Source organism: Pseudoalteromonas sp. MEBiC 03485 (assembly GCF_004195145.1).
Lineage (GTDB): Bacteria > Pseudomonadota > Gammaproteobacteria > Enterobacterales > Alteromonadaceae > Pseudoalteromonas > Pseudoalteromonas apostichopi.
The window spans coordinates 1,975,057-1,996,012 of the sequence record NZ_SGBT01000001.1; the positions used below are offsets into that span (position 1 = coordinate 1,975,057).

General features: G+C 41.0%; 22 protein-coding genes and 1 pseudogene. 6 read left to right on the forward strand and 17 right to left on the reverse strand.

The annotated features are described in order from the left end of the window. Nucleotides 1–677: 677 nt before the first annotated feature. Entirely contained in the window at nucleotides 678–824 is a 147-nt protein-coding gene (locus tag EVU92_RS09045; RefSeq protein WP_130050951.1) for a DUF2986 domain-containing protein, read from the reverse strand. A 156-nt stretch (nucleotides 825–980) separates the two neighbouring features. Between EVU92_RS09045 and EVU92_RS09050 the strand changes: the two genes are divergently transcribed. Continuing rightward, nucleotides 981–2,471, forward strand: a complete 1,491-nt coding sequence (locus EVU92_RS09050) for a dipeptidase (protein WP_130050952.1) — start codon at nucleotides 981–983, stop codon at nucleotides 2,469–2,471. A gap of 67 nt (nucleotides 2,472–2,538) precedes the next feature. On the opposite strand, the gene EVU92_RS09055 is transcribed toward EVU92_RS09050, so the two are convergent. The 8 genes from EVU92_RS09055 to yghU all read right to left on the reverse strand — a co-directional run bounded on the left by EVU92_RS09055 (nucleotide 2,539) and on the right by yghU (nucleotide 9,305). Further along, a complete protein-coding gene (locus tag EVU92_RS09055) occupies nucleotides 2,539–3,330 on the reverse strand; it encodes a putative porin (protein ID WP_130050953.1) in 792 nt (263 codons plus the stop codon). Between the two features lie 167 nt (nucleotides 3,331–3,497). Continuing rightward, nucleotides 3,498–3,926, reverse strand: a complete 429-nt coding sequence (locus tag EVU92_RS09060; RefSeq protein ID WP_130050954.1) for an OsmC family protein — start codon at nucleotides 3,924–3,926, stop codon at nucleotides 3,498–3,500. Nucleotides 3,927–4,015: 89 nt separating this feature from the next. Then, nucleotides 4,016–4,168, reverse strand: coding sequence for a DUF2256 domain-containing protein (locus EVU92_RS09065; protein ID WP_130050955.1), 153 nt, complete (start codon nucleotides 4,166–4,168; stop codon nucleotides 4,016–4,018). Next, nucleotides 4,158–5,654, reverse strand: coding sequence for a deoxyribodipyrimidine photo-lyase (locus EVU92_RS09070; RefSeq protein WP_130050956.1), 1,497 nt, complete (start codon nucleotides 5,652–5,654; stop codon nucleotides 4,158–4,160). The genes EVU92_RS09065 and EVU92_RS09070 overlap by 11 nt, the downstream gene beginning before the upstream one ends. 133 nt (nucleotides 5,655–5,787) lie before the next feature. Beyond that, the gene (locus EVU92_RS09075; protein ID WP_130050957.1) at nucleotides 5,788–6,387 is read right to left on the reverse strand and encodes an NAD(P)H-dependent oxidoreductase; all 600 of its coding nucleotides are present in this window, start codon (nucleotides 6,385–6,387) and stop codon (nucleotides 5,788–5,790) included. Between the two features lie 296 nt (nucleotides 6,388–6,683). Continuing rightward, nucleotides 6,684–7,070, reverse strand: a complete 387-nt coding sequence (locus EVU92_RS09080; protein WP_130050958.1) for a hypothetical protein — start codon at nucleotides 7,068–7,070, stop codon at nucleotides 6,684–6,686. Nucleotides 7,071–7,130: 60 nt separating this feature from the next. Next, entirely contained in the window at nucleotides 7,131–8,429 is a 1,299-nt protein-coding gene (locus tag EVU92_RS09085; protein WP_130050959.1) for an MFS transporter, read from the reverse strand. Nucleotides 8,430–8,465: 36 nt separating this feature from the next. Continuing rightward, a complete protein-coding gene (yghU, locus tag EVU92_RS09090) occupies nucleotides 8,466–9,305 on the reverse strand; it encodes a glutathione-dependent disulfide-bond oxidoreductase (RefSeq protein WP_130050960.1) in 840 nt (279 codons plus the stop codon). A gap of 111 nt (nucleotides 9,306–9,416) precedes the next feature. Between yghU and EVU92_RS09095 the strand changes: the two genes are divergently transcribed. Next, nucleotides 9,417–9,791, forward strand: coding sequence for an STAS/SEC14 domain-containing protein (locus tag EVU92_RS09095; protein WP_130050961.1), 375 nt, complete (start codon nucleotides 9,417–9,419; stop codon nucleotides 9,789–9,791). A gap of 8 nt (nucleotides 9,792–9,799) precedes the next feature. Next, nucleotides 9,800–10,819: an endonuclease/exonuclease/phosphatase family protein gene (locus tag EVU92_RS09100; protein ID WP_130050962.1), complete on the forward strand. Its 1,020-nt coding sequence runs from the start codon at nucleotides 9,800–9,802 to the stop codon at nucleotides 10,817–10,819. An 18-nt stretch (nucleotides 10,820–10,837) separates the two neighbouring features. Here the strand turns inward: EVU92_RS09100 and EVU92_RS09105 are convergent, their stop codons facing one another. Both EVU92_RS09105 and EVU92_RS09110 read right to left on the reverse strand, forming a co-directional pair. Beyond that, nucleotides 10,838–11,428 (reverse strand): rhomboid family intramembrane serine protease, encoded by a 591-nt coding sequence (locus EVU92_RS09105; protein WP_130050963.1) that lies wholly within the window; start codon nucleotides 11,426–11,428, stop codon nucleotides 10,838–10,840. 98 nt (nucleotides 11,429–11,526) lie between these two features. Further along, nucleotides 11,527–12,213: a type 1 glutamine amidotransferase domain-containing protein gene (locus tag EVU92_RS09110; RefSeq protein ID WP_130050964.1), complete on the reverse strand. Its 687-nt coding sequence runs from the start codon at nucleotides 12,211–12,213 to the stop codon at nucleotides 11,527–11,529. A 134-nt stretch (nucleotides 12,214–12,347) separates the two neighbouring features. On the opposite strand from EVU92_RS09110, the gene EVU92_RS09115 reads away from it, so the two are divergent. Further along, on the forward strand, nucleotides 12,348–13,259 hold the full coding sequence (locus EVU92_RS09115) for a LysR family transcriptional regulator (RefSeq protein WP_130050965.1): 912 nt from the start codon (nucleotides 12,348–12,350) through the stop codon (nucleotides 13,257–13,259). Here EVU92_RS09115 and EVU92_RS09120 read toward each other — a convergent pair. The 5 genes from EVU92_RS09120 to EVU92_RS09140 all read right to left on the reverse strand — a co-directional run bounded on the left by EVU92_RS09120 (nucleotide 13,256) and on the right by EVU92_RS09140 (nucleotide 18,849). After that, the gene (locus EVU92_RS09120) at nucleotides 13,256–13,993 is read right to left on the reverse strand and encodes a dienelactone hydrolase family protein (protein WP_130050966.1); all 738 of its coding nucleotides are present in this window, start codon (nucleotides 13,991–13,993) and stop codon (nucleotides 13,256–13,258) included. The genes EVU92_RS09115 and EVU92_RS09120 overlap by 4 nt on opposite strands. 84 nt (nucleotides 13,994–14,077) lie before the next feature. Further along, nucleotides 14,078–15,301 (reverse strand): glycerophosphodiester phosphodiesterase family protein, encoded by a 1,224-nt coding sequence (locus EVU92_RS09125; RefSeq protein WP_130050967.1) that lies wholly within the window; start codon nucleotides 15,299–15,301, stop codon nucleotides 14,078–14,080. Nucleotides 15,302–15,336: 35 nt separating this feature from the next. After that, nucleotides 15,337–16,194 (reverse strand): carboxylate/amino acid/amine transporter, encoded by an 858-nt coding sequence (locus EVU92_RS09130; protein WP_130050968.1) that lies wholly within the window; start codon nucleotides 16,192–16,194, stop codon nucleotides 15,337–15,339. 89 nt (nucleotides 16,195–16,283) lie between these two features. Beyond that, a complete protein-coding gene (locus tag EVU92_RS09135) occupies nucleotides 16,284–18,422 on the reverse strand; it encodes a M3 family metallopeptidase (protein WP_130050969.1) in 2,139 nt (712 codons plus the stop codon). 217 nt (nucleotides 18,423–18,639) lie between these two features. Then, the gene (locus EVU92_RS09140; RefSeq protein WP_054561957.1) at nucleotides 18,640–18,849 is read right to left on the reverse strand and encodes a hypothetical protein; all 210 of its coding nucleotides are present in this window, start codon (nucleotides 18,847–18,849) and stop codon (nucleotides 18,640–18,642) included. Nucleotides 18,850–19,046: 197 nt separating this feature from the next. Between EVU92_RS09140 and EVU92_RS09145 the strand changes: the two genes are divergently transcribed. Continuing rightward, nucleotides 19,047–19,919 carry a mechanosensitive ion channel domain-containing protein gene (locus tag EVU92_RS09145; RefSeq protein WP_130050970.1) on the forward strand — a complete coding sequence of 291 codons (873 nt, stop codon included), beginning with the start codon at nucleotides 19,047–19,049 and terminating at the stop codon, nucleotides 19,917–19,919. Between the two features lie 55 nt (nucleotides 19,920–19,974). Here EVU92_RS09145 and EVU92_RS09150 read toward each other — a convergent pair whose 3' ends face one another. After that, nucleotides 19,975–20,574 (reverse strand): Yip1 family protein, encoded by a 600-nt coding sequence (locus tag EVU92_RS09150; RefSeq protein WP_130050971.1) that lies wholly within the window; start codon nucleotides 20,572–20,574, stop codon nucleotides 19,975–19,977. A gap of 242 nt (nucleotides 20,575–20,816) precedes the next feature. Here EVU92_RS09150 and miaE point away from each other — a divergent pair. Beyond that, a pseudogene (gene miaE, locus EVU92_RS09155) lies at nucleotides 20,817–20,948 on the forward strand (tRNA isopentenyl-2-thiomethyl-A-37 hydroxylase MiaE); the annotation flags it as partial. Between the last annotated feature and the right edge of the window lie 8 nt (nucleotides 20,949–20,956).

Genomic DNA, 20,956 nt, shown 5'->3' on the forward strand with positions numbered 1-20,956 from the left:
GCTTTGAAGCCAGAGAAAGCGTTAGAAGCTCCTTGAAGAAATCAGGGTAAGATAATTGAATAAATACTTTTTTATCTAGAGCGCTGCGCTTCTTATTCTCTTTATGGGGTTTAGTGTTTCTTTGTGTAGCGCGAAGCGCCTCTTAATCTCTTTGTGCAATAAGTATCTTTGATGTAGGCGTGAAATTTATTTCGCGTTAAAACAAATTGCACAAAGAGAAGTGAATGAGAAGACCATGAGGGGAAACAATAGATCTTTTTTCTAACCACAGAGGACATAGAGAGCACAGAGGAAGAGAAGGAGAGACCATAATCTCTTTGTAAAAATTGTTTTCTCTGTGTAGCGCGAAGCGCCTCGGTGTTCTCTGTGGTTCAAATTGTCCTTTTCACAAAGAGAACAGAATGAGAAGACAATGAGGGAAAACAATAAATTACTTGTTGTTTTGCTCTAAAGCGAAGCGCCTCGGTGTACTCTGTGGTTCAAATTGTCTTTTACACAAAGAGAAGTGAATGAGAAGACAATGAGGGGAAACAATTGATTACTTGTTGTTTTCTCTAAAGCGCAGCGCCTCTTAACCTCTTTGTGCAAATAAATGTCTTGAAGAAGCGTGAAATTTATTTCGCGTGTTGCGCGATGTAAAATCGCGCCTACAATCTTACCGCTGACCGCTAGGTATTTTAACTTTCCTGCTCAGTTTCTTGCTGTGCTAATTTTTCGCGTTCTGCTTTTGAGATATATGCCGGTTTATTGCTTTTATGCAATTTTGCATTGGCGCGCTTATCTTTTTGCTTAAGTTTAGTGAAGATCTTTTTTCTGCGGTTCATGAGTCTAACAAACGAATTAATAGGGTGAGTGGCTATTGTACCTTGTTGGTATTTTTAAGCGATCTATTTTGCTTGAATTAGAGATGTTATGTCGGCGTTATAAGCGTTACAATCAAGGCGACTTTCTAAAAACCTTCTTAAACTCTGGAGCTTATCTTGAAACATTCATTACTTGCTGCATTTTTATTAAGTGCTTTCTCTAGTCAGGCAGCTGTGTCTGAGCAAAGTGAAAAGCTGGCTAACTACGCGGTAGAGCAATATCAACAAGCGCAAATTCATACCTTAGAGAATTTAGTTTCGTACCCAACAGTGAATAAAGAAGGTCTAGCGACTCCTGATAACCCTGATTTCATTGGCTTTAAGTCGTTCTTAAAAATGAAAGCGGCGCAGTTTGGTTTTGATTACCAAGATTTAGGCTACACAGTATTAATTGGCATGGGTAACCAAGCTGACAAAGTAACCATAGTAACCCATGGTGATGTGCAGCCAGCAGATGCCAGTAAATGGCAGCAAAGTCCATTTAAAATGGATAAAACCTCTGAGCCAGGAAAGCTAATAGCCCGTGGGACAGAAGATGACAAAGGTGCTATTGCGACTGCATTGCATGCAATGAAGGCGATTAAAGACAACGGCATTACTTTAAATAACCGCATTGAATTAATGGTTTACCTTGCTGAAGAATCTGATTGGGCACCACTCGAAGAGTTCATGAAAACCTATCAGCAACCTAAATATGCTGTCACTATTGATGCTTCATACCCTGTGGTTGTTGCAGAAAAAGGCTGGAGCTTAATTGCGCCGACTTTCTCAGCAACCTCAGCACAAACAGGTTTATATGTCAGTGACTTAAAAGGCGGCGCCTTTGTTAGCCAAATCCCTGAAGATGCCAGTGTGTTAGTGCATAACGCTGATGCGGCGACTGTGGCTAAATTACATGATAATGTCGCTAAGCTTAAAAACGTCAAAGTGGCGATGACTGAGCAAGCAAATGGTTTGTTAGTGAAAGTGAAGGGGATTTCTGCGCATTCATCGGAGCCAGAAGCGGGTGAAAATGCGATTGCTCACCTTGCTGAAATCTTCAAAGGCATCGATCTTGAGAACAATAGCGATGGTCAAGCAATTGAGTTTATCAATCAGCTAATTGGTCTTGATTTATATGGCGCGCAATTCGGTGAAATCGGTTACAAGCATGACTTTATGGGTCCGATGACCGTTTCGCCAACTTTATTAAGCCGCGACGGTAACGACATTAAACTGTCGATTAATATGCGTCGTCCAGTGGGTAAACAAGAAACCGTGCTTAGGCAGCAAATTAATGAAGCGCTTAGTGCTTGGCAAACCACGAATAATGTCACGTTAAAAGACACTAAAGTGGTAATTGGTACGCCAATGCTGTTAGATGGTGCGCCTCATGCAGAAGCGCTACTCGATATCTTTAAGCACTTTACCGGCGATAAAGACGCGGGCTTTGTATCAATCGGTGGTGGCACAAATGCTAAGCTATTTGATAATGCGGTGTCATTCGGTCCATCAATGCCAGGTAAAAAGTACACAGGCCACTCAGAGCATGAGTTTATTACTGAAGAGCAGTTAGCACTGAACTTAAAGATGTACACTGCAATGATGATGAAGCTAGGTAATATGTAATTCTACATACTAATAAACGCCACTTTTAAAGTGGCGTTTTTGTTTAAAACTGTTGATTCATTCCTGTTTAGAATTGGGCAACAAACTTAAGGTTATAAAGTTCAGCAGAGCCGCTTTCAGTGTAATTCGCGGTTAAATAATAGCGATCGTTAATAAAGTACTTACCTTGTAAAACGAGTTCAGAGTCATCCACCCCTGCACCTATGGCATAGTGATCGCCGAAGTAGTAGCTGATCATGGCATTGCTTGCTGATTCATAAAGGCTGTCTTGGTGGCCAACATCGACGGTAATGTAATGGCTGCCGCTTAAATGATTAAAGTATCTGGCAGAGACATTCCAAACGTCGAGTTCATCATCTGTTTCTGCGCTAAAACCAAGGTAATCCTTATCGTTGATTTGGAGGTTATACTGGGCTTTTAAGCGAAAATAATCATCACCATATTCACGCACATCCCTATTTACAGAGACTTTTAAGGCATCAATAAATAAGTAGCCTATTCCTAAGGTATAGTCATCAGTATCATCAACATCGTAAATTTCACCTGTAACAAACCAATTTTTATAATAACCTTCACCAAACATGCCAAGATAATCAGTGTAATCGCTATTAAAGTAATTCACTCGGATGTTTGAATCTGTATCTAGGTAGCCATAATCATCGAGCACACCCGAGCTCTGCTGCTCCTCAAAGTAGTAATGGCTCACTAATTGGTAAGCATTAAAACTATATCTGTTATTCTCGATGTGCGTATAGTCGATACTATTGAACCATTGTTTATTTACTTGTTGTTCTGTTGCGATTGAGCAGCTTGAATAAGCAAGTGTTGCAAGAGCAATAGGGGCTAGTTGTTTAAACATACATATCCTTGTTGTATTTGGTTTTGTTTCAGAAACATAATACAACAAGCTGGTATTTACATTGTAATAAAGTGTTGTGGGTTTGTAAGAGTCGCATACCTAATCGCCATAATACTTAATTAAGCATATTGGTATGAAAAGGCCAAGCAACGCTTGGCCAAGTGTGATTAATTAAGCTTTGTGGTGAGTGATATTTCGGCATTCATCAGTTTAGAAATAGGGCAGCCCTGCTTGGTTTGCTCGCAAAGTTGCTCAAACTTTTCGGTCGAAATTTCAGTTATTTTCGCGCTGACATCAAGTGCAATGTGGCTCACTTCGAAGCCGTCATCAACTTCATCAAGGCTCACTGTTGCTTTGGTAGTTATGTCGTCAGCGACAAAGCCTGATTCTGTTAATGCCAGCGATAGCGCCATGCTAAAACAGCTACTGTGTGCCGCTGCAACCAGTTCTTCAGGGTTAGTACCTGGCTTATCTTCAAAGCGAGTATTAAAACCAAATGGCTGTTTATCAAGCGCACCGCTTTGACTAGAAATATAGCCTTTGCCAGATTTAATATCACCAGACCAACTCGTATGTGCAGATTTTTTAATCGTCATTGTCATCTCCTTTGTAAATTTTTTCGGCTACCGTGAAAGGCTTTCAGGGTTTTGTGCCGAAAACTGTGAGTTAACGATATAAGTGCAACTTAAACGCCAATATTTCTTTTCGCTTCGCGCTTGCAACGCTCAGAGCAGTATTTAACATGCTCCCAGTCACGCTGCCACTTTTTACGCCACCTAAATGGCCTGTCACAAACTGGGCAAGTTTTGCTTGGTAAATTAAGCTTTTTATGAACCATGCTGTTGCCTTTTAAGGCTTGTAACATGCTGGCGTAGTACGGCTTCTGTGCCACGCTTTACATCATCACGCTCTCGAAATGACCATAATCGCTCACGAGCATCCTTGGCAGCGCGTTCTATATCGACCATGGGCTCTGGGTAGTCCTCGCCGAGTTTAAAATTATTAAACACGGCTTCCATTGGTGGCTGTTGCCATGGCTGGTGGAGATCCTCTATGGGTAATTCTTTAAGCTCAGGGCACCAGGTTTTAATAAAAAAGCCATCAGGATCTTTGTCTTTTGATTGCTTAATTGGGTTATATAAACGAATAGTGTTAGTTCCTGTGACCGATGCTTGCATTTGGATTTGTGGGTAGTGAATACCCGGCTCAAAATCTAAAAAATAACGCGATAAAATAAAGCTGACTGATTGCCAATGGATATTCATATGATGGGTCATAAAACTCACTAACAAAGCGCGCATTCGAAAGTTAATGTAACCCGTTGCTGCTAGACAACGCATGCAAGCATCAATAATAGGAATACCTGTTTGACCTTGCTCAAAGCGCTTTAAGTGCTCTGCAACGAGTTCATCATCGCGATAAGGGTAACGCAGGTAGCCTGCATTTTGCGGTGCAAACTCCATACTGCATTGAGTTTCGAACTTTTGCATAAAATGACAATGCCAATGAAGCCTAGACTCAAAAGCATGTAATGAACGACGCCAGCTTCTTGGTTGCTTGGGGAGGTAATACTTTAATGTCTGATAAACTTGTCTCAGACTTAAATTTCCCCATGCTAAATAAGGAGAGAGCCTAGAGCATGCATACCTACTTTGTGATGGGCTGGAAATTCCTTTTTGATAACCTGCAGCACGACTTTCGATAAAACTCCTCAGGGTAGCTCTAGCAGCATGAGGTCCGCCATATTGAAAATATTTATCATGGGATGCTAATTTATTTATGTAGTTCGGTATTTGATATTTTTTAGGTAGTATTGCTTTAAACTTGAGCCAGTCAGGGTTATCAAGGGATTCATTCATCACTGTGTGCCAGTGATCTTGCCAGTCACATTGTTTGGGACGAGCTCTAATTACACCGCCCAGAGGTGTTTCATTCCATGTAATTGCTCTTTTTTCAAGCCAATGCCTAACATCTTTGTCTCTGTTGTAGGTGTTTAGTAGGCCAATTTCTTGATGACTGTATACGGTCTTTATTTCAAATTCATCATTAAGTGTTTTAAATAAACTGATCATTTCTTGATTATAAATAGCAACTTGAGTCTGATACTTTTCAAGTTGTTTATTCATATCGACTAATGACTGATAAACAAAGCGCCAATGTCTTAAGCTGTAATGAGGGTCTTCAATCAGCAAAGGCTCGAAGTTATAAACTAACAAGCAAGGGAGATCAGATTGTACTGCTTTGGCAAGAGGTGTGTGATCAGAAAACCTTAAATCACGCTTGAACCACACTATATTAATTGCTTGTTTTTTTAAATTACTCATGACTATTGCTACTTTTAACTTCTGAGCAGCAATACGGGTTATAAAGCGTTTTAGATTACTAAGAGTTGAGTACAGATAATAATAAAGCGGTCATGATGACCGCTTTATTGCTTAGCTTTAAGGTATTGGCGTTTTAGATTGAAGCAGCGAAAGATTTAATCTCATTTGCCGCCGTTTCTAAGCTTTCCTCTGCGCCCGGCATCGCTAAGCCTTCAGCATAAATAAAGTTAACATCTGTCATACCCACAAAACCAAGTACATCTTTTAAGTATTTAGTTTGTGTATCCATGTCGGTGCCTTGATAGATACCACCACGCGCTGCAAGTACTACGACTTTCTTGTCCGTAATTAAACCCACAGGTCCTTGCTCTGTGTATTTAAATGTAATACCAGCACGGGCAACACGATCAATCCAAGCTTTAAATGTTGATGGAATACCAAAGTTATACATTGGCATACCAATAACGATAAGTTCGTTGTCGTTAAGTTCCGCGATTAAATCGTCAGAAATTGCAGCAAGGGCTTTTTGCTCATCGCTACGTTCATTTGCATCAGTCATCCAAGCAGCCATTTCTGTCTGCGTTAAGTGGGCAATCGCATTGTCGCTTAAATCGCGAGTTGTTACTGAAATTTGTTGGTTGTTAGCAAGCTGCTCAACAAATTGTTGGCTAAGCTTGGTTGAATTACCTTGTTCACCATTTAAAGATGAATTTAACACAAGTACTTTTTTCATCATGTCACCTAAGAAAACTGAAGTTGTGCAGTCATTATAATTAGCAATAAATAAATTAATAATGCTATTAATCGAGTGGTTTATTCGTTTTAAACGAATGAATGGGGTGGGTTAGTTTTTAGGCTGCTTTTCATAGCTGTGAAATAGAACTTGGAACAGGCTTTATAAAGTAAATATATTAGCCAATTAAACTTTATAGCGGGGGTTACCACCTTTTACATCAGCTAAATTGTTTAAAACTAATAGAGAAAAGGCGACCTAGGTCGCCTTTTTTAATTACTGATTCTGCGTCAATTTTATTTATAGGCTAATTCAGCATCAATATTGCGCATTAAGTTGGTAACCCAGTTAATGTATTGGCGGTGAATCTTTTCACCATTGTAATCTAGGTTTATCGAATCTTTGTAATCAATAGAGTATTCTTGCTCGTTAAACGTAATATCAACACGTAATTGATGTTTACGAATATCAAGTTTACCTAAGATTTGACCTTCGGCATTTGAACGACATGTCCAGCCTAGTTTCATGCATGCTTTTAAAATATTGGTTTTGATACTTTCAAGGTCATGTTGGCCAGAGGCCATTTGCGGTACAGGGTTAGCGTCAAAGTTACGAATAGGCACACTGGTGCTACAAGCAGAAAGTGTAAGTAGCGTAAGAAGTGCAAAAGCTGCCTTTTTCATAGTAAATCCTTTTTATGGGAACAAAATTAGCGCGATTATGCGCTTTTTTTAAGGCAGGATCTAGACATCAGGCAAAAACCACGCACTGATAGCACCAACTAAGCCTAAGATACTGTAGAAAAAAATCAACTCAGCAGTTGTTAAATAGCTATTTAGTAAGCCGACACTACCGAGTAATAATAATATAACCCCAATCACCGTATTACTGACGGAAACATAGTCAGTACGCTTGTTACCTTCAGCCATATCAACAAGGTAGGTTTTACGCCCAAGTCGAACCCCTTGATGAGCTACTGTGAGTAAAAAATAACATAGTGGTAATAGCCAGAACTCATTGAGCGTTTGTGGGCTGAAATAAGCAACTAAATACACCGCGAAGCCATTAACAGTAACAAGCATAGCAGCAAACATTAATACTTTACGGCTCGATAAATCACTTAGTCGACCCCAAATAGGCGCAGAGACTAAACTGGCAAGCCCAGAAAGTGCCATAAACGTAGCAAGCAATGAAAAGTCGAAAGTTTGTTCACTGGCAAGGACAATATAAAAAGGTGCACTCAAAGCAGAGCATAACAACAATGCTCGCGTGACAATAAAATGTGCAAATTGCTTATCTTGATAAAGCAGTTTTAATTTTGATAAGGCATGTAATAAGCCGTTTTCAGCGCCTTCGGTTGCGCCTTTGTATTCTTGAATACGACTATAACTGAGTGCTGCAAACAACCACATCAAAGCAGCCAACATTAATGCGACATAAACCCCATTTTCATAGCCAAGGCTTTGTAGGTACCACAGACCAAGACCAAAGGTGAGCGTCGCAAACCCGGCAAAACTGGCAGCAAGACCACTAATGCTGCCGCGTTGTTGTTTAGGTATGACCTTGCCCAGTACATCTTTTGCGGCAATCGAGTTAAAGCCGCGAGCGAGGCTAAAGACAATCAAAATAGCAATGATAGCAAAACCAGCACTTGCGCCTTGTAAGGTCAAAGCACAAACTAGCATGCCAACAATACATAAAGCTTGCACAATCGCACCAATCACCCACACCCACTTTCTGACCGATAGCTGACGAATTAAACTTGCAATTGCCAGTTGTGGCAGCATTGAACCAGACTCACGGATAGGCACAAGCCATGCTATAAAACTAGTTGGTACATTAATGCTTTGTAAAAGCCAAGGCAGGGTTACTTTTGGGTTTAATAGAGCATCGGCAAATTTACTGAATAGCTGGCTAACTAATAAGGTAATAAAATTGCCGGGTACTACCTTACAAGCTGCTTCATCAATTGCCTTACAAGCACGTGCATCTTCAGTGTTACTGAGGCGTTGGTAAATGTCTTCTTTGCTGAGTTTATTCATGTGGTTTAAAGTTATAAAAAAGGGCTAGTAAAGCCCTTAAAAATCATCCTTAGAGTGACGCTCAGCTAGTTGCTCAGTTTCATCACCCCATGTTTTATTGACTCTGCGACCACGTTTTACCGCAGGGCGACGCTCAATTTGTTTCGCCCAGCGAAGAACATGGCTGTATGACTCAACATCTAAGAACTCAGCTGCATCATATAGGTTACCAAGCACTAAATTGCCATACCAAGGCCAAATCGCTATATCAGCAATCGAATATTCGCTACCTGCCATGTAGTCATGGTCGCTCAAATGACGGTTTAGTACATCTAACTGGCGTTTAACTTCCATAGTAAAGCGATCTATCGGGTACTGCATTTTGAAAGGCGCGTAACTATAAAAGTGACCGAAGCCACCGCCTAAATAGGGGGCAGAACCCATTTGCCAAAATAACCAATTACGACATTCTGTTTTACTGGCATGATCGCTTGGTATTAGAGAATCAAACTTTTCTGCCAGGTATTGTAAAATTGCGCCTGACTCAAACACGCGCGTAACGGGTGTAGTACTGTGATCCATTAAGGCTGGAATTTTTGAATTAGGGTTAACACTTACAAACCCTGAAGAGAATTGATCACCATCGCCAATTTTAATTAAAAATGCATCGTAGTCGGCTTCATCAATACCAAGCTCTAATAGCTCTTCGAGCATGATAGTCACTTTTTGGCCATTCGGTGTCGCAAGAGAGTAGAGTTGAAGATCATGTTTACCAACGGGCAAGTCTTGCTCGTGGGTCGCACCTGAGACCGGACGATTCGTCTTCGCCCATTCACCACCGTTTTCTGCATCCCATTGCCACACTTTAGGTGGCGTATAACTGTCGGTATTACTCATTGAAACTCCTAAATTGTGCTTTAATGAATGTCATTACGAGACTACCATCCTAGTTGATCAGATAGATCAAGGGAAGTACAGTTATTAATTATGAATAATAAGGAGGATGACATGAAAAAGCATGGTTTAGCTATAGGGCTTGAGCGAACAGGTACGACTTTTTATCTCACTATTAAAGTGGTGGGTAAGTTAACGCACGACGATTACAAAACCCTCACCCCTCTCATTGATAATGCAGTAGCCGCAGTCCCAGGTGCAAAAATAAGAGCCTATGTTGATATTACTGAACTAGAAGGCTGGGAGTTGCAAGCCGCTTGGGATGACTTCAAATTGGGGCTTAAACACAACAAAGAATTTTGCCGTATTGCAGTGCTTGGCAACAAAAACTGGCAACAAGTGGCAAGTAAAGTGGGCAACTGGTTTATTAGTGGCGAAGTGAAATATTTTGAAGATCCAATTATTGCCACACAGTGGTTAGACGAATAAGGAATTGAGTGATAGAAAACTATCAATTAAAGGTCGCGACGTTTAATTTATATAATTATTTAGCGCCACCTGACGCATTTTATGATTTTCAGCGAATTTATAGCGCTGAGCAATGGGCTAAAAAGCAGCGCTGGTTGGCCGATTACCTTAAAAACCAGCAGCCAGATATTATTGGCTTTCAAGAAGTGTTCAGTATTAATGAACTTAAACAGCAAGTTAACGCACAAGGTTATCCCTATTTTGCGGTAGTTGATGAACCGACTGTGATTGATGACTTTATTTATCGCGATCCGGTCGTTGCCATTGCCTCGCGGTATAAAATTGTTGATGTAAGTCAGGTTGAGGCAGAACAAGACGATGTTTTAGCTATGGGCTTGAGTGCTCGTTTTAACTTTAGCCGCAGCATTATTCGCGCAACACTTGAGGTACCTCACTTAGGACTGGTCGATTGCTATGTGGTGCACTTTAAATCAAAGCGTAGCATGCTCCAGCACCAAGATGATGAAAGCCGCAGCGAACAGCAAAACTTAGTAATGCATTTAAAATCACAAGCTCTTGGACGCTGGGCATCGAGCATACAGCGTGGCAGTGAAGCAGCACTTATACTCGTTGAAATCATTAAACGCAGGGCGCACACCAATAACCCTGTGATTGTAATGGGGGATTTTAATAATGAGTTACACGATGGCGTGCTTAACCATTTAATAGCTGACCATCTTCGCTTTAGCGGTCATAGGCAAAATAGCCCATCTCGTTCAGAGTTTAAACTACAAGATAGTTGGCAACTCTATCAGCGCCATGTTGTCACCGAGAACGATAGAGAAGCCACCCACTATTTTGGCAGTAGCAGCTCAGTATTTGATTATATTCTGTTATCCCGTGAGTTTGATGCCGGGTTTCAGGGCAGCTTTTTTGAAGTAGTTGAATATCACACTTATGATCAGCATTTAATCAACCCCCAGTTTGCCTATGATGATCAGAGTACGGATCATGGTGTCGTGATGGTGACAATGAAGTTGCGAGACTAGAAGCTCTCAGCTTTCAGTTTAAAGCTTAGGGTACTTTTGTTTATCACGCTTTGCCATAATATAACCGATGAATGCGCCGCTAATTGCGCCGAATAAATGGCTTTCGAATGAAATATGAATGCGCTGCGGGAAGACACCCCAAATCAGGCCGCTGTATAACACTACAACCGCAATACTAATTAAAATGGCTTTGAATGAGCGGTGCATAATGCCATAGCAAATTAAGTAGCCCCATAAACCGTAAATAACACCACTTAGTCCAACATGAATATTACTGCGACCAAATAGCCAAACTAATAAACCGCCAATAATTGCTGTACCGGCAAACACCAGCCAGAAACGTTTAACGCTAAATTGGCAAACTAGCCACCCGAGAATAGCAAATGGCACTAGATTACTGAAAAGATGTGCCCAACCACCATGTAAAAATGGCGCAAAAAACACCCCTGATAGGCCTGACATTTGTCGTGGCAAAATACCTAAACCGTTTAAGTTTATGCCGGGTAGGCTATTAATTATTTGCAGTACAAGGCACACAAGCATAATGCCTAAAATTGCGAATCGCTTACTACTGATAGGAGGAAGTTTTGCAGCTTTTTTTTCAGTCATGATGAGAAGCTCTTAAATCAATTTGACCGAATGAGTATAACTTATTAAAAGTGAAGGTAAACACCTTGACGTACAAGGTATTTACCTAAGGTTTAGGGCTAACCTAATTTGGTAAGCAGTTTTTTCGCAGCAAGCTCAGAACTTGCTGGGTTTTGTCCTGTGATTAAAAGGCCATCTTCAATGGCTAGTACACCCCAATCATCGGTTTTTTGATATTGCCCGCCTTGCTTTTTGAGCTCATCTTCAACCAATAATGGTACGACATTGGTAAGCTGTACGGCATCTTCTTCAGAGTTACTAAAACCTGTGACTTTTTTATCAAATACTACAGATTTACCAGCTGAATTTTTCGCATTAAGCAGTACTGCACTGGCGTGACACACCGCAGCCACTGGCTTGTCTGAGTTAAGAAATTGCTCAATTAAGTTAATCGAATCTTGGTTATCAACTAAATCCCATAAAGGGCCGTGACCACCTGGGTAGAAAACGGCATCAAAATCACCGGCTTTTACTTCATTTAATGGTTTAGTATTTGCCATTAAGGTTTGTGCTGCGCTGTCTTGTTCAAAGCGTTTAGTCGCATCAGTTGCAGCATCAGGCGCTGCGCTATTTGGATCAACTGGTGGTTGGCCACCTTTAACAGATGCTAAAGTTACCTCTGCCCCGGCATCAATAAAGGCGTAGTAGGGGGCTGCAAACTCTTCCACCCAAAAGCCTGTTTTATGGCCGGTATCGCCAAGCTCATCATGAGAAGTAAGTACCATTAAAATTTTCTTAGCTGACATAGTGAATCCCTTTTTGCTTATTAAATATCGTTAATAACACTATAGGGGCGAAAATAGAGTTAAACAACGCAGATAAATTTGACTTCATTGGTTTAATAATTGATACAATGATTCAGGTTAGATTAGGAGTCTGTATGAAAGTATCGTTCGAGCAATTAAAAAGCATGGTGGTGTTTGCCCATATTGTGCAGCAAGGCAGCTTAACTAAAGCAGCTCAACAACTAGGTTTATCAAGGGCTGTTGTCAGCTACCACTTAAAGAAATTAGAGCAACAACTAAAGCTTACGTTACTTAATCGCTCAACGCGCACCATGACCCTTACCGAAGCGGGTATAGCTTATTATGAACGTTGTCAGGCTATCACCGAGCACGCTGAGGCTGCTAACTTACATCTTGAGAACTTAAAGAGTAAACCGGTTGGGGTTATTAAGCTAAGTTGTCCGGTAAATGTAGGTTTGCAGCTTGTGGTACCTGCACTTGCTCAGTTTAGGCGTTTGTATCCGAAAATTGATATCGATTTACAGCTCAGTGATGATGTGGTTGATATCATCAAAGAGGGCTATGACTTAGCGATTAGAGGCGTAGCCCTTGAAAGCTCAAACTTACAAGCGACTAAACTAGCAAGTATGGCGACCTGCTTATGCGGCTCAGTCGATTACTTTACAAAATACCCTATACCAAAGAGCATTGCCGATTTAGCAGAGCATACATGGGTGGTGTATCAACCAAGTAGTGCTGTTGTCACGCTCGAAAAAGATAAACGCCGCTTTGAGGTGGCTGTTAGTGGTGGCATAAGTACAAATAACGCTGCTGCGCGAACTGCCTTTGTTGAAGCTGGGCATGGTTTAGCGAAGATCCCTGTTTATGATGCATTGCCAAGGATCAAAGCGGGATTACTACGCACAATATTAGATGATTACAAGACTGCTGATATTGAGCTTTATGGGGTGTTCCCGCCAGGAGCAGCGGGAAGCAAAAAATTGCGTGTGTTATTAGATTACCTAAAGGATTATTTTACTAATCAAGTTGCCACACTGACGGTTTAAATAAGCGTTCGATTAAATAAAGCAACGGCTTGTTGATACATAGTTATTGCAAGAGCTGGATCGTATCGCTCACCTTCATCACGCATAAAGGCATGTTGTGCGTTAACTTCTTGCCACTGGTAATTAATTCCTGTTGCAACAGCTTGTTGGTAAATTTTAAGGCGGCCTTCCTTTGGTACATGTGGGTCTTGCTTGCCCCAAATAAAGTGAATCTCACCTTGGATATCTGCCATGCGCTCAAATGAGTTATTCCCCTTTTGTGCTGGTAAGGTATCGCTGTGTATATCTGTCGCATATAAACAAAAAGCGGCCTTGATATTTGGGTTTAAAGCAGCACGGTACGCAAGGTGACCACCAATACATACGCCCATAGCACCAACATTTCCCGTGCAGTAATCTTGCTGAGCCGCAAATGCAATTAAAGCTTCAGTATCTGAGTCATGACTCTCAAGAGGCTTAGCCCATTTGTCGGCGTTGCCTTTATCTTTACCTGCATCATCATAGGCGAGTACCGTCCCAATAGGATTTAACTCATGAAAAACTTCTGGCACTAACACAACAAAACCATGACCAGCAAGTATTGCCGCAGAGCGCGCAATCGGTGCTGTTTCTTGGAAAATCTCAGAATAGAAAATAACACACGGGTATTTACCTTCTTCTACAGGGCGATAAATACTGGTGCGCATTGCGCCTGTTTTAGTCGCTATATCGTGGTTATGGTGCTGAATAATCATGTTAATCCTTGTAAAAAACGGTTTAGTTAATAATACCTCAGCCCTACCTTTTGGACGAGCAAAAACCCTTGAAATTTATTGATGTCAGCTAGCAGGGTACTGCATACAGCTTGCGTAATAAGTGAGAGTAGCAGGCCAGTCTGAGAAAATAGCCATCACACCCACTTGCTTAGCAAGAACATCTATCACATTCATCATTTGCCCATCTTGTTTAATTACGCTGGCAATCGACTGATAATAATAACCACCGCCATTATTTAATGGCCCAGAGCGCTCCAAACTCCATGTAATAATGTTCAGCCCGGCTTGTTTAGCTTTAATTGCATAAAGCGAGGGCACGATTTCACCTGATTCTTCAAGGCTCAAAAGCATCCACATTGGTGGTGCGATAATGCGTATTCCGTCGTTATATAGAGTCTGCATTGAAGGCTGCCAAGTTGTTTCATCCATGGCATCAAAGTGTGCTTGCTCATCTCGGCCATCAAGGTAAATACTGTTGTTTGCAAATTCTGGATGATTGTTTAGCCAATACTTCACATCTTCAAGGTTAAATGATTGTGGATAAACATCTTGGCTATTCACCCCTAAGGCCTGATACTCATCAAGCATTTTTTGTGCATAATCTTGCTGGCTAAAACCGTTAAATGGCATGCTGACTTCTGGGCTTTTTAGCTCGGGTGTCATTTTTACACCCAGTGATTTGAATAACTCAATACTTTGCTGGTGGGTCATTACGGTACCACTGTTTGCGTATAAATCAGTGCGCCAGTTTGGTGTTCCTTGCAAATACTCTGCGACCGTTTTGGCATTTGGGTTGGAGCCATCCATTTTAGCTTTTAAGGTTAAAAATTCAGCTTCAGTGATATCGCTGGTGCAGCATTTAGCCTGAGCTGGTTGGCCGTCTTTGGCCGGGGTAAAAGGTTGGCTGCATTTTGCTGCCAGCTCAGGAATCGCTAAAATGTTGGTAGTGGTGTGTAAATCACACTGTGAATGACGGCACACGAGTTGTTTGTCTTTAGTAAAGGCAACGTCACATTCAAGTACGCCAGCGCCCATTCTCGCAGCGGCTAAATATGACTCTTTACTATGCTCAGGAAACTGCATGGGGGCGCCGCGATGACCAATTACAAAGTCAGTTTTGTAAAAAGGGCCATTGCCACATGTCGCAAGTTGCTGCTTTAAGGGCCCATCTGCCATCTTGTCGATTAAATAATAAGGCCGCGCGCCAACTTGAACAGCCTGCTCCACAGGCAGGTTTTTACAGCCTTGAATAACGAAAACTAAACAACATAAAACCAGTGCGCGCATAACAGCATCCCTCTAATCGAATAGAGTTTAGCCTATCATGTCTGCGTGGCAGTTTTATTAAGTTTCTGATTTATAATAAGTGCTAATAAGATAATCGCTGCGCCGATGGCAAGCTTGATGATATCGGCATCACGGTTCCAAATAACAATGTTAACGATTATCCCAGCTGGAATTAGTAAGTTATTCATTACTGCCAGGGCACCTACATTGACTATGGTTGCCCCCTTATTCCAAGCGAAATAACCGAGCCCTGAAGCAATCGTGCCTAAGTAAATTAACACGCCCCATTGTGTCGTTGTGGTGGGTAGCTTACTAGTATTGCCAAATAAACCGTAACAAATCAGTGCGACAATTAACGCGCCAATAAAGAACCAAGCAAACACCCGAGAGTGAGGTAATTGCTCATCTTGCATTAAACGTTTGTAGGTTACTTGCCCGGTAGCAAAGCAAATATTGGCTGCCTGCACCATTAACATACCAATGAGGTAGTTCTCATCAACCCCTTCGTAACGAATAGCAACGGCGCCCAAAATAGCTAGCATTGCGGCGAATAAAAACTTGGCATTAAAACGCTTTTCAAGCAAATCATTTAACAAAGTAATGTAAAGCGGTGTCATTACCGTAAATAGCAGTACTTCGGGCACACTGAGGTACAAAAATGAATGGTAATAGAAGCTGTACATCACGCCAAGCTGTACCGCACCTATCGCCATGAGCTTGAGTGCTAGGGCTTTAGGGGTCTTACGCCATTGTAAAAATGGTAAAAATACGCAAGTTGCCAAGCCAATTCGCATTAACACACTAAACCATGCATCCACTTGGCCTGCTAAATAAACGCCAATAAGACTAAACGAAAAGGCCCAAAGCAGGGTAACAGCAAATAAGTAGGTCATGTTTGATTAATTTGTAATTTTAAAAATTGCACTATAACAAAAAGCCCGCATTAATTGCGGGCTTTCATCATTTTGCGAATAATTTTAGGTTATTCAACCAAACCTCGACGCTTTAATAACGCATCTGTTGTTGGTTTTTGACCACGGAACTCAATGTAGCTTTGCATTAAGTCGCGGCTGTTACCTTTTGATAAAATCTCTTTACGGAAATTATCACCGTTTTCACGTGTTAAACCACCTTCTTCAGTCATGTGTGCAAACGCATCAGCTGCGAACACTTCAGTCCAAAGATAAGCGTAGTACCCTGCAGAGTAACCGCCGGCAAATGTGTGGCTAAAGTAGCAAGACTTATAACGAGGTGGTACCGGGTAGTAAGCAATACCGTGCTTGTCTAACGCATCATGTTCAAACTTTTGTACGTCTGTAATGTCAGCATCAACACCAAATGAGTGCCATTCCATATCAAGTAGTGCCGCGGCTAAATATTCAGTTGTATCGAAGCCTTGGTTGAACTTTTGTGATTCTAGTACTTTTGCAAGTAACGCTTTTGGAATCGGTTCACCTGTTTTGTAGTGCTTGGCATAGTTTGCAAGTACTGTGGGTTCAATATTCCAGTCTTCATTTGCTTGTGAAGGGAATTCAACGAAATCGCGTGCTGTTGCTGTGCCCGCTAAACTTGGGTATTTTACATTAGAGAATAGACCATGTGCAGCATGACCAAACTCATGGAACATCGTAGTTACTTCAGAGAAAGTCATCAATGTTGGCTGACCTTCAGCTGGCTTAGGAATATTCTGTGCATTGTAGATCACAGGCATGGTGTCTTTTAGACCGCTTTGGCTAACATAGGCACTCATCCACGCACCACCACGTTTACCTTCACGTGCATAAGGGTCCATGTAGAATAGGCCGATAGCGCTGCCATCTTCGTTAAATACTTCAAACACCATTACGTCTTCGTGATAAACAGGTAGGTCTTTACGCTCTTTAAAGGTAATACCGTAAAGTTTATTCATCGCAAAAAATAGGCCGTCGTGGATCACTGACTGCATTTCAAAGTAAGGCTTAACTAAAGCTGGGTCTAAGTCGTACTTCTCTTGGCGAACTTTTTCAGCGTAAAATGCCCAGTCCCAAGGCTGTAGTGCAAAAGTTTCACCTGACTTTTTGATAACTTGTTGGATTTGCTCTGCTTCTGCTTCTGCTTTAGCAACCGCTTTCGGTGCTAAGTCATCAAGAATGCCGTAAACATTTTCAGTTGTTTGCGCCATACGATTAGTCATTACATACGAAGCCCAATCTTTATAACCAAGTAATGCGGCTTTTTCCGCACGTAGCTTAGTTTCTTTAATGATGATAGGGCCGTTTGTTGCTTGGGCGCGCGTTGAAGAGGTAGTCCAAATCTTTTCACGTAACTTACGGTTTTCAAGGCTTTGTAAGATAGGTTGGCGAGTCGTGTTCACAAGGGTGATCATGTAACCTTCTTTACCTGCTTTTTTGGCAGCGGCAGCTAGGCTTGCGATTTCACCTTCAGATAAACCTGCTAATTCACTTTTATCTTTAACTAAAATTACATCTTCTTTGAATGATTTTAAGATGTTTTGTGAAAACTCAGTTGAAAGCTTGGCAAGCTCTGCATTGATTTCACGCATTTTTGCTTTTTCAGCTTCAGTTAGTTTTGCACCCGCGTTAACGAACTTTTTGTAGTAGTAATCAACAAGGCGTTGATCTTCAGCGTTTAAAGATGCTTTGTTGTCGTAAATGCTTTGTACGCGAGCAAATAAAGCTTTGTTTAAGTAAATGTCATCAGTGTGAGCTGACATAATCGGCGCCATTTTCGCGGCGATACGTTGGTACTCACTGTCAGAGATTAAACCTGATAAGTTAAAAAATGCCGCAGATGTGCGGTCTAATAGCTCACCAGAGAACTCCATTGCAACAAGGGTATTTTCAAATGTTGCTGGTTCTGGGTTGTTTGCAATCTTTGCAATTTCAGCTTTTTGCTGTGCGATGCCTGCTTCAAACGCTGGCTCGTAATCTTTGGTTGAAATTTTATCAAACTCAGGGGCCATGTATTGTAAAGGGCTTGGCTTGAAAAGAACGTTTTCAACATTGGCTGTTTGTGTTTCAGCGGCAGTTTCAACTTGAGTTTGAGTGTCAGCTTGCTGTGAACTACAAGCAGATAATAAAAACACACTAGCAATTGTAGTTGCTACTAAGGTCTTACGCATGAGAGCTCCAAAAATGTGGATAAATCTTTTCTAACTTATCAAATTTTTGGCTAGAAACAATCAAGTTTGTCGTTTTATTGGGGAATTTGAACGCAAATAATGACAATGAAGGTATAAAGGTGTGTAAAAAGCCATCAATTGTTTATTAATGGCTCACTTAAGTAAAAAGTGGCACTAGCTGCCAATTTAAATCTTGTTGGTAATACATCACCATAGGTTAGTTGTAACCCAACACAAACTTTTTCTCTGAGCCAAAGCTTTCTGGCATGGCGTTGCCAAACTCTTTGTTTATTAAATTCAGTGAGTGCTCTTGCTCAGCAAGTAAGTTTAAGATGCGGTTACGGTACTCTAAACTTGATTCAAATAAGTTTAGATCAACCAAAGGTTGTAAAGTGGCAAGTTTTTGTGTGAGTGTCATTTGTGACATTGTGCTCTCCTCGTGCTATTCAAAGCCTGTGAAACCTCAAGCTCTCTCTATGTATATAGCAGCTGTAGACTAAAATAGTTAATAATTAGCGCATATTGCGCATAAAGAACTTAGTATTTACCAAGTTTTCACCTATTATGCCGTGCTAAACTTAGTCACAACTGAACCAAACTGATTTTTACTAGGAATGTTAATTTATGACCATTGCTGATCTGCAATCTGCACTATCGTTTGTTTTGTTCACCTACAATGATGTGCAAATTACTGTGCTTAAAGTAATTCAAGTCCCTTTGGCGCTGTTTTTAATGTGGTTTGTGGTCACCTGGATTGGTCGATTAATTAAAAAAGCGTTACTGGCAAAAAACTTAGGTCCTGACACGGTTCATCTATTCACCCGCATTTACCTGGTCGTTACCATAGCCGTTCTCGTTTTTACTTCGCTGGAAGTACTTAATATTCCTCTAACAGCTTTTGCATTTGTTTCTGGTGCAATTGCAATAGGCGTCGGATTTGGTGCGCAAAACATTATCAACAATTTTATCAGTGGTTGGATACTAATGTGGGAACGACCAATCCGTATTGGCGACTTTTTAGAAGTGGGCAATGCAAAAGGAGTCGTCGAGACAATTAATACTCGTTCAACCCGTATCCGCCGTAATGATGGCGTGCATATGCTTGTACCAAATAGTCACTTATTAGAGAACACGGTGACAAACTGGACATTGATTGACCGTAATGCACGTTCTTTTGTGAACGTTGGTGTTGCTTATGGCTCAGATGTTGTGTTGGTTGAGAAGCTAATGAAACAAATTCTTGATGAGCATCCAGCTATTTTAAAAACGCCAGCATCGTCAGTGTTATTTGATGACTTTGCCGATAGTTCTCTAACCTTTAGCGCTATTTTCTGGGTGTGTGCTGAATCAGAAGCGCCGCTTCGCCAAGTGCGAAGTGAGCTGCGTTTTAGCATTTATAAACTATTTGCAGAAAATAACATTACCATTGCTTTCCCTCAGAGAGATATTCATATCGATGGCGAGATAGCGTTAACGAGACGCAACAGCCAAAAATAAAAAAAGCGGCTCAGCCGCTTTTTTGTTATCGAAAGAATGAATAGTAACAATGAAACTAAGTAAACATAGGGTGGACAATTCCGTTAGTCCATAAAATAGCTGTCGCAGCTAAAATAATTACCAGTAATATTAGCCCACAAGTGACTACTGAACTGGCATAAATAAAGCCTCGCTCTTCAGGAATGTGCATTAAAATTGGCACTCCAGTGTAAAGCAAGTAAACAGAGTAAGCTAAAGCAACAAGACCAACACATACCACAAACCATAGCTCAGGTAAAAATGCGGCAAATGAAGACATAAACACCGGCGTTGCTGTGTAAGCTGCAAGCTCTAGAGTTTGTGTAAACGTAGGTTTTGCACCAAAGGTCACAGCCATCCAATGTGCTAAATAAGCAAGAGCAAAAACGCCCGCAATCAGTGCAAAGTACATCGCAACTGCGATAAGTAATGCACTATCATGGGTGAGGTATACTGCCTCACCTGAACCGATACTCCAGCCCAAATAAACTGATGAATAGTAGCCCATAATAGAAGGGATACAGGCAATTAATAATATATGCGATAAGCTATAGCGCAAGCTTTCGTGACGGTTATCAATTGTCTGCCATTCTTCGAGTGGGTGAGCGTACAAGCCCCATAAGTGGTTTAGAATCATAATTATTGCCCCTGTAAAAAAGGAATATAAGCTGTTTTATTTTTGTACAGCTTTGATTAAGTTATGGTTCAGTAATTAAGTCTTGTCAAGAAGCTGAAATAGACGAAATAGTCGATTAAATGTAACTCTTTAGTGCATATAGAAAATTACTTTGCACTGATGTGGGTCATGGAATGCGGACTTATTTATGTGGTAAAATCAAACCAAGATTTTTGATGAGAAGTTATTCTGTGCCTTATTCTGTGCCTTATTCTGATTTGTTAGCACCCATTCATTCTTTTCTAAAGTGTGAAACACCCGATGAGTGGATTGCTGCGGCAACTAAAAAAGAAAACTTAGATATAGTTCTAATTGACCACTTAATTTGTGAGCTTAATGATAA

What these genes read in the sequence shown, in the direction of transcription:
- EVU92_RS09045 (WP_130050951.1), bottom strand. Translation starts at nt 824, where the DNA reads ATGAACCGCAGAAAAAAGATCTTCACTAAACTTAAGCAAAAAGATAAG.
- EVU92_RS09055 (WP_130050953.1), bottom strand. Translation starts at nt 3,330, where the DNA reads ATGTTTAAACAACTAGCCCCTATTGCTCTTGCAACACTTGCTTATTCA.
- EVU92_RS09060 (WP_130050954.1), bottom strand. Translation starts at nt 3,926, where the DNA reads ATGACGATTAAAAAATCTGCACATACGAGTTGGTCTGGTGATATTAAA.
- EVU92_RS09065 (WP_130050955.1), bottom strand. Translation starts at nt 4,168, where the DNA reads ATGGTTCATAAAAAGCTTAATTTACCAAGCAAAACTTGCCCAGTTTGT.
- EVU92_RS09070 (WP_130050956.1), bottom strand. Translation starts at nt 5,654, where the DNA reads ATGAGTAATTTAAAAAAACAAGCAATTAATATAGTGTGGTTCAAGCGT.
- EVU92_RS09075 (WP_130050957.1), bottom strand. Translation starts at nt 6,387, where the DNA reads ATGAAAAAAGTACTTGTGTTAAATTCATCTTTAAATGGTGAACAAGGT.
- EVU92_RS09080 (WP_130050958.1), bottom strand. Translation starts at nt 7,070, where the DNA reads ATGAAAAAGGCAGCTTTTGCACTTCTTACGCTACTTACACTTTCTGCT.
- EVU92_RS09085 (WP_130050959.1), bottom strand. Translation starts at nt 8,429, where the DNA reads ATGAATAAACTCAGCAAAGAAGACATTTACCAACGCCTCAGTAACACT.
- yghU (WP_130050960.1), bottom strand. Translation starts at nt 9,305, where the DNA reads ATGAGTAATACCGACAGTTATACGCCACCTAAAGTGTGGCAATGGGAT.
- EVU92_RS09095 (WP_130050961.1), top strand. Translation starts at nt 9,417, where the DNA reads ATGAAAAAGCATGGTTTAGCTATAGGGCTTGAGCGAACAGGTACGACT.
- EVU92_RS09105 (WP_130050963.1), bottom strand. Translation starts at nt 11,428, where the DNA reads ATGACTGAAAAAAAAGCTGCAAAACTTCCTCCTATCAGTAGTAAGCGA.
- EVU92_RS09110 (WP_130050964.1), bottom strand. Translation starts at nt 12,213, where the DNA reads ATGTCAGCTAAGAAAATTTTAATGGTACTTACTTCTCATGATGAGCTT.
- EVU92_RS09115 (WP_130050965.1), top strand. Translation starts at nt 12,348, where the DNA reads ATGAAAGTATCGTTCGAGCAATTAAAAAGCATGGTGGTGTTTGCCCAT.
- EVU92_RS09120 (WP_130050966.1), bottom strand. Translation starts at nt 13,993, where the DNA reads ATGATTATTCAGCACCATAACCACGATATAGCGACTAAAACAGGCGCA.
- EVU92_RS09125 (WP_130050967.1), bottom strand. Translation starts at nt 15,301, where the DNA reads ATGCGCGCACTGGTTTTATGTTGTTTAGTTTTCGTTATTCAAGGCTGT.
- EVU92_RS09130 (WP_130050968.1), bottom strand. Translation starts at nt 16,194, where the DNA reads ATGACCTACTTATTTGCTGTTACCCTGCTTTGGGCCTTTTCGTTTAGT.
- EVU92_RS09135 (WP_130050969.1), bottom strand. Translation starts at nt 18,422, where the DNA reads ATGCGTAAGACCTTAGTAGCAACTACAATTGCTAGTGTGTTTTTATTA.
- EVU92_RS09140 (WP_054561957.1), bottom strand. Translation starts at nt 18,849, where the DNA reads ATGTCACAAATGACACTCACACAAAAACTTGCCACTTTACAACCTTTG.
- EVU92_RS09145 (WP_130050970.1), top strand. Translation starts at nt 19,047, where the DNA reads ATGACCATTGCTGATCTGCAATCTGCACTATCGTTTGTTTTGTTCACC.
- EVU92_RS09150 (WP_130050971.1), bottom strand. Translation starts at nt 20,574, where the DNA reads ATGATTCTAAACCACTTATGGGGCTTGTACGCTCACCCACTCGAAGAA.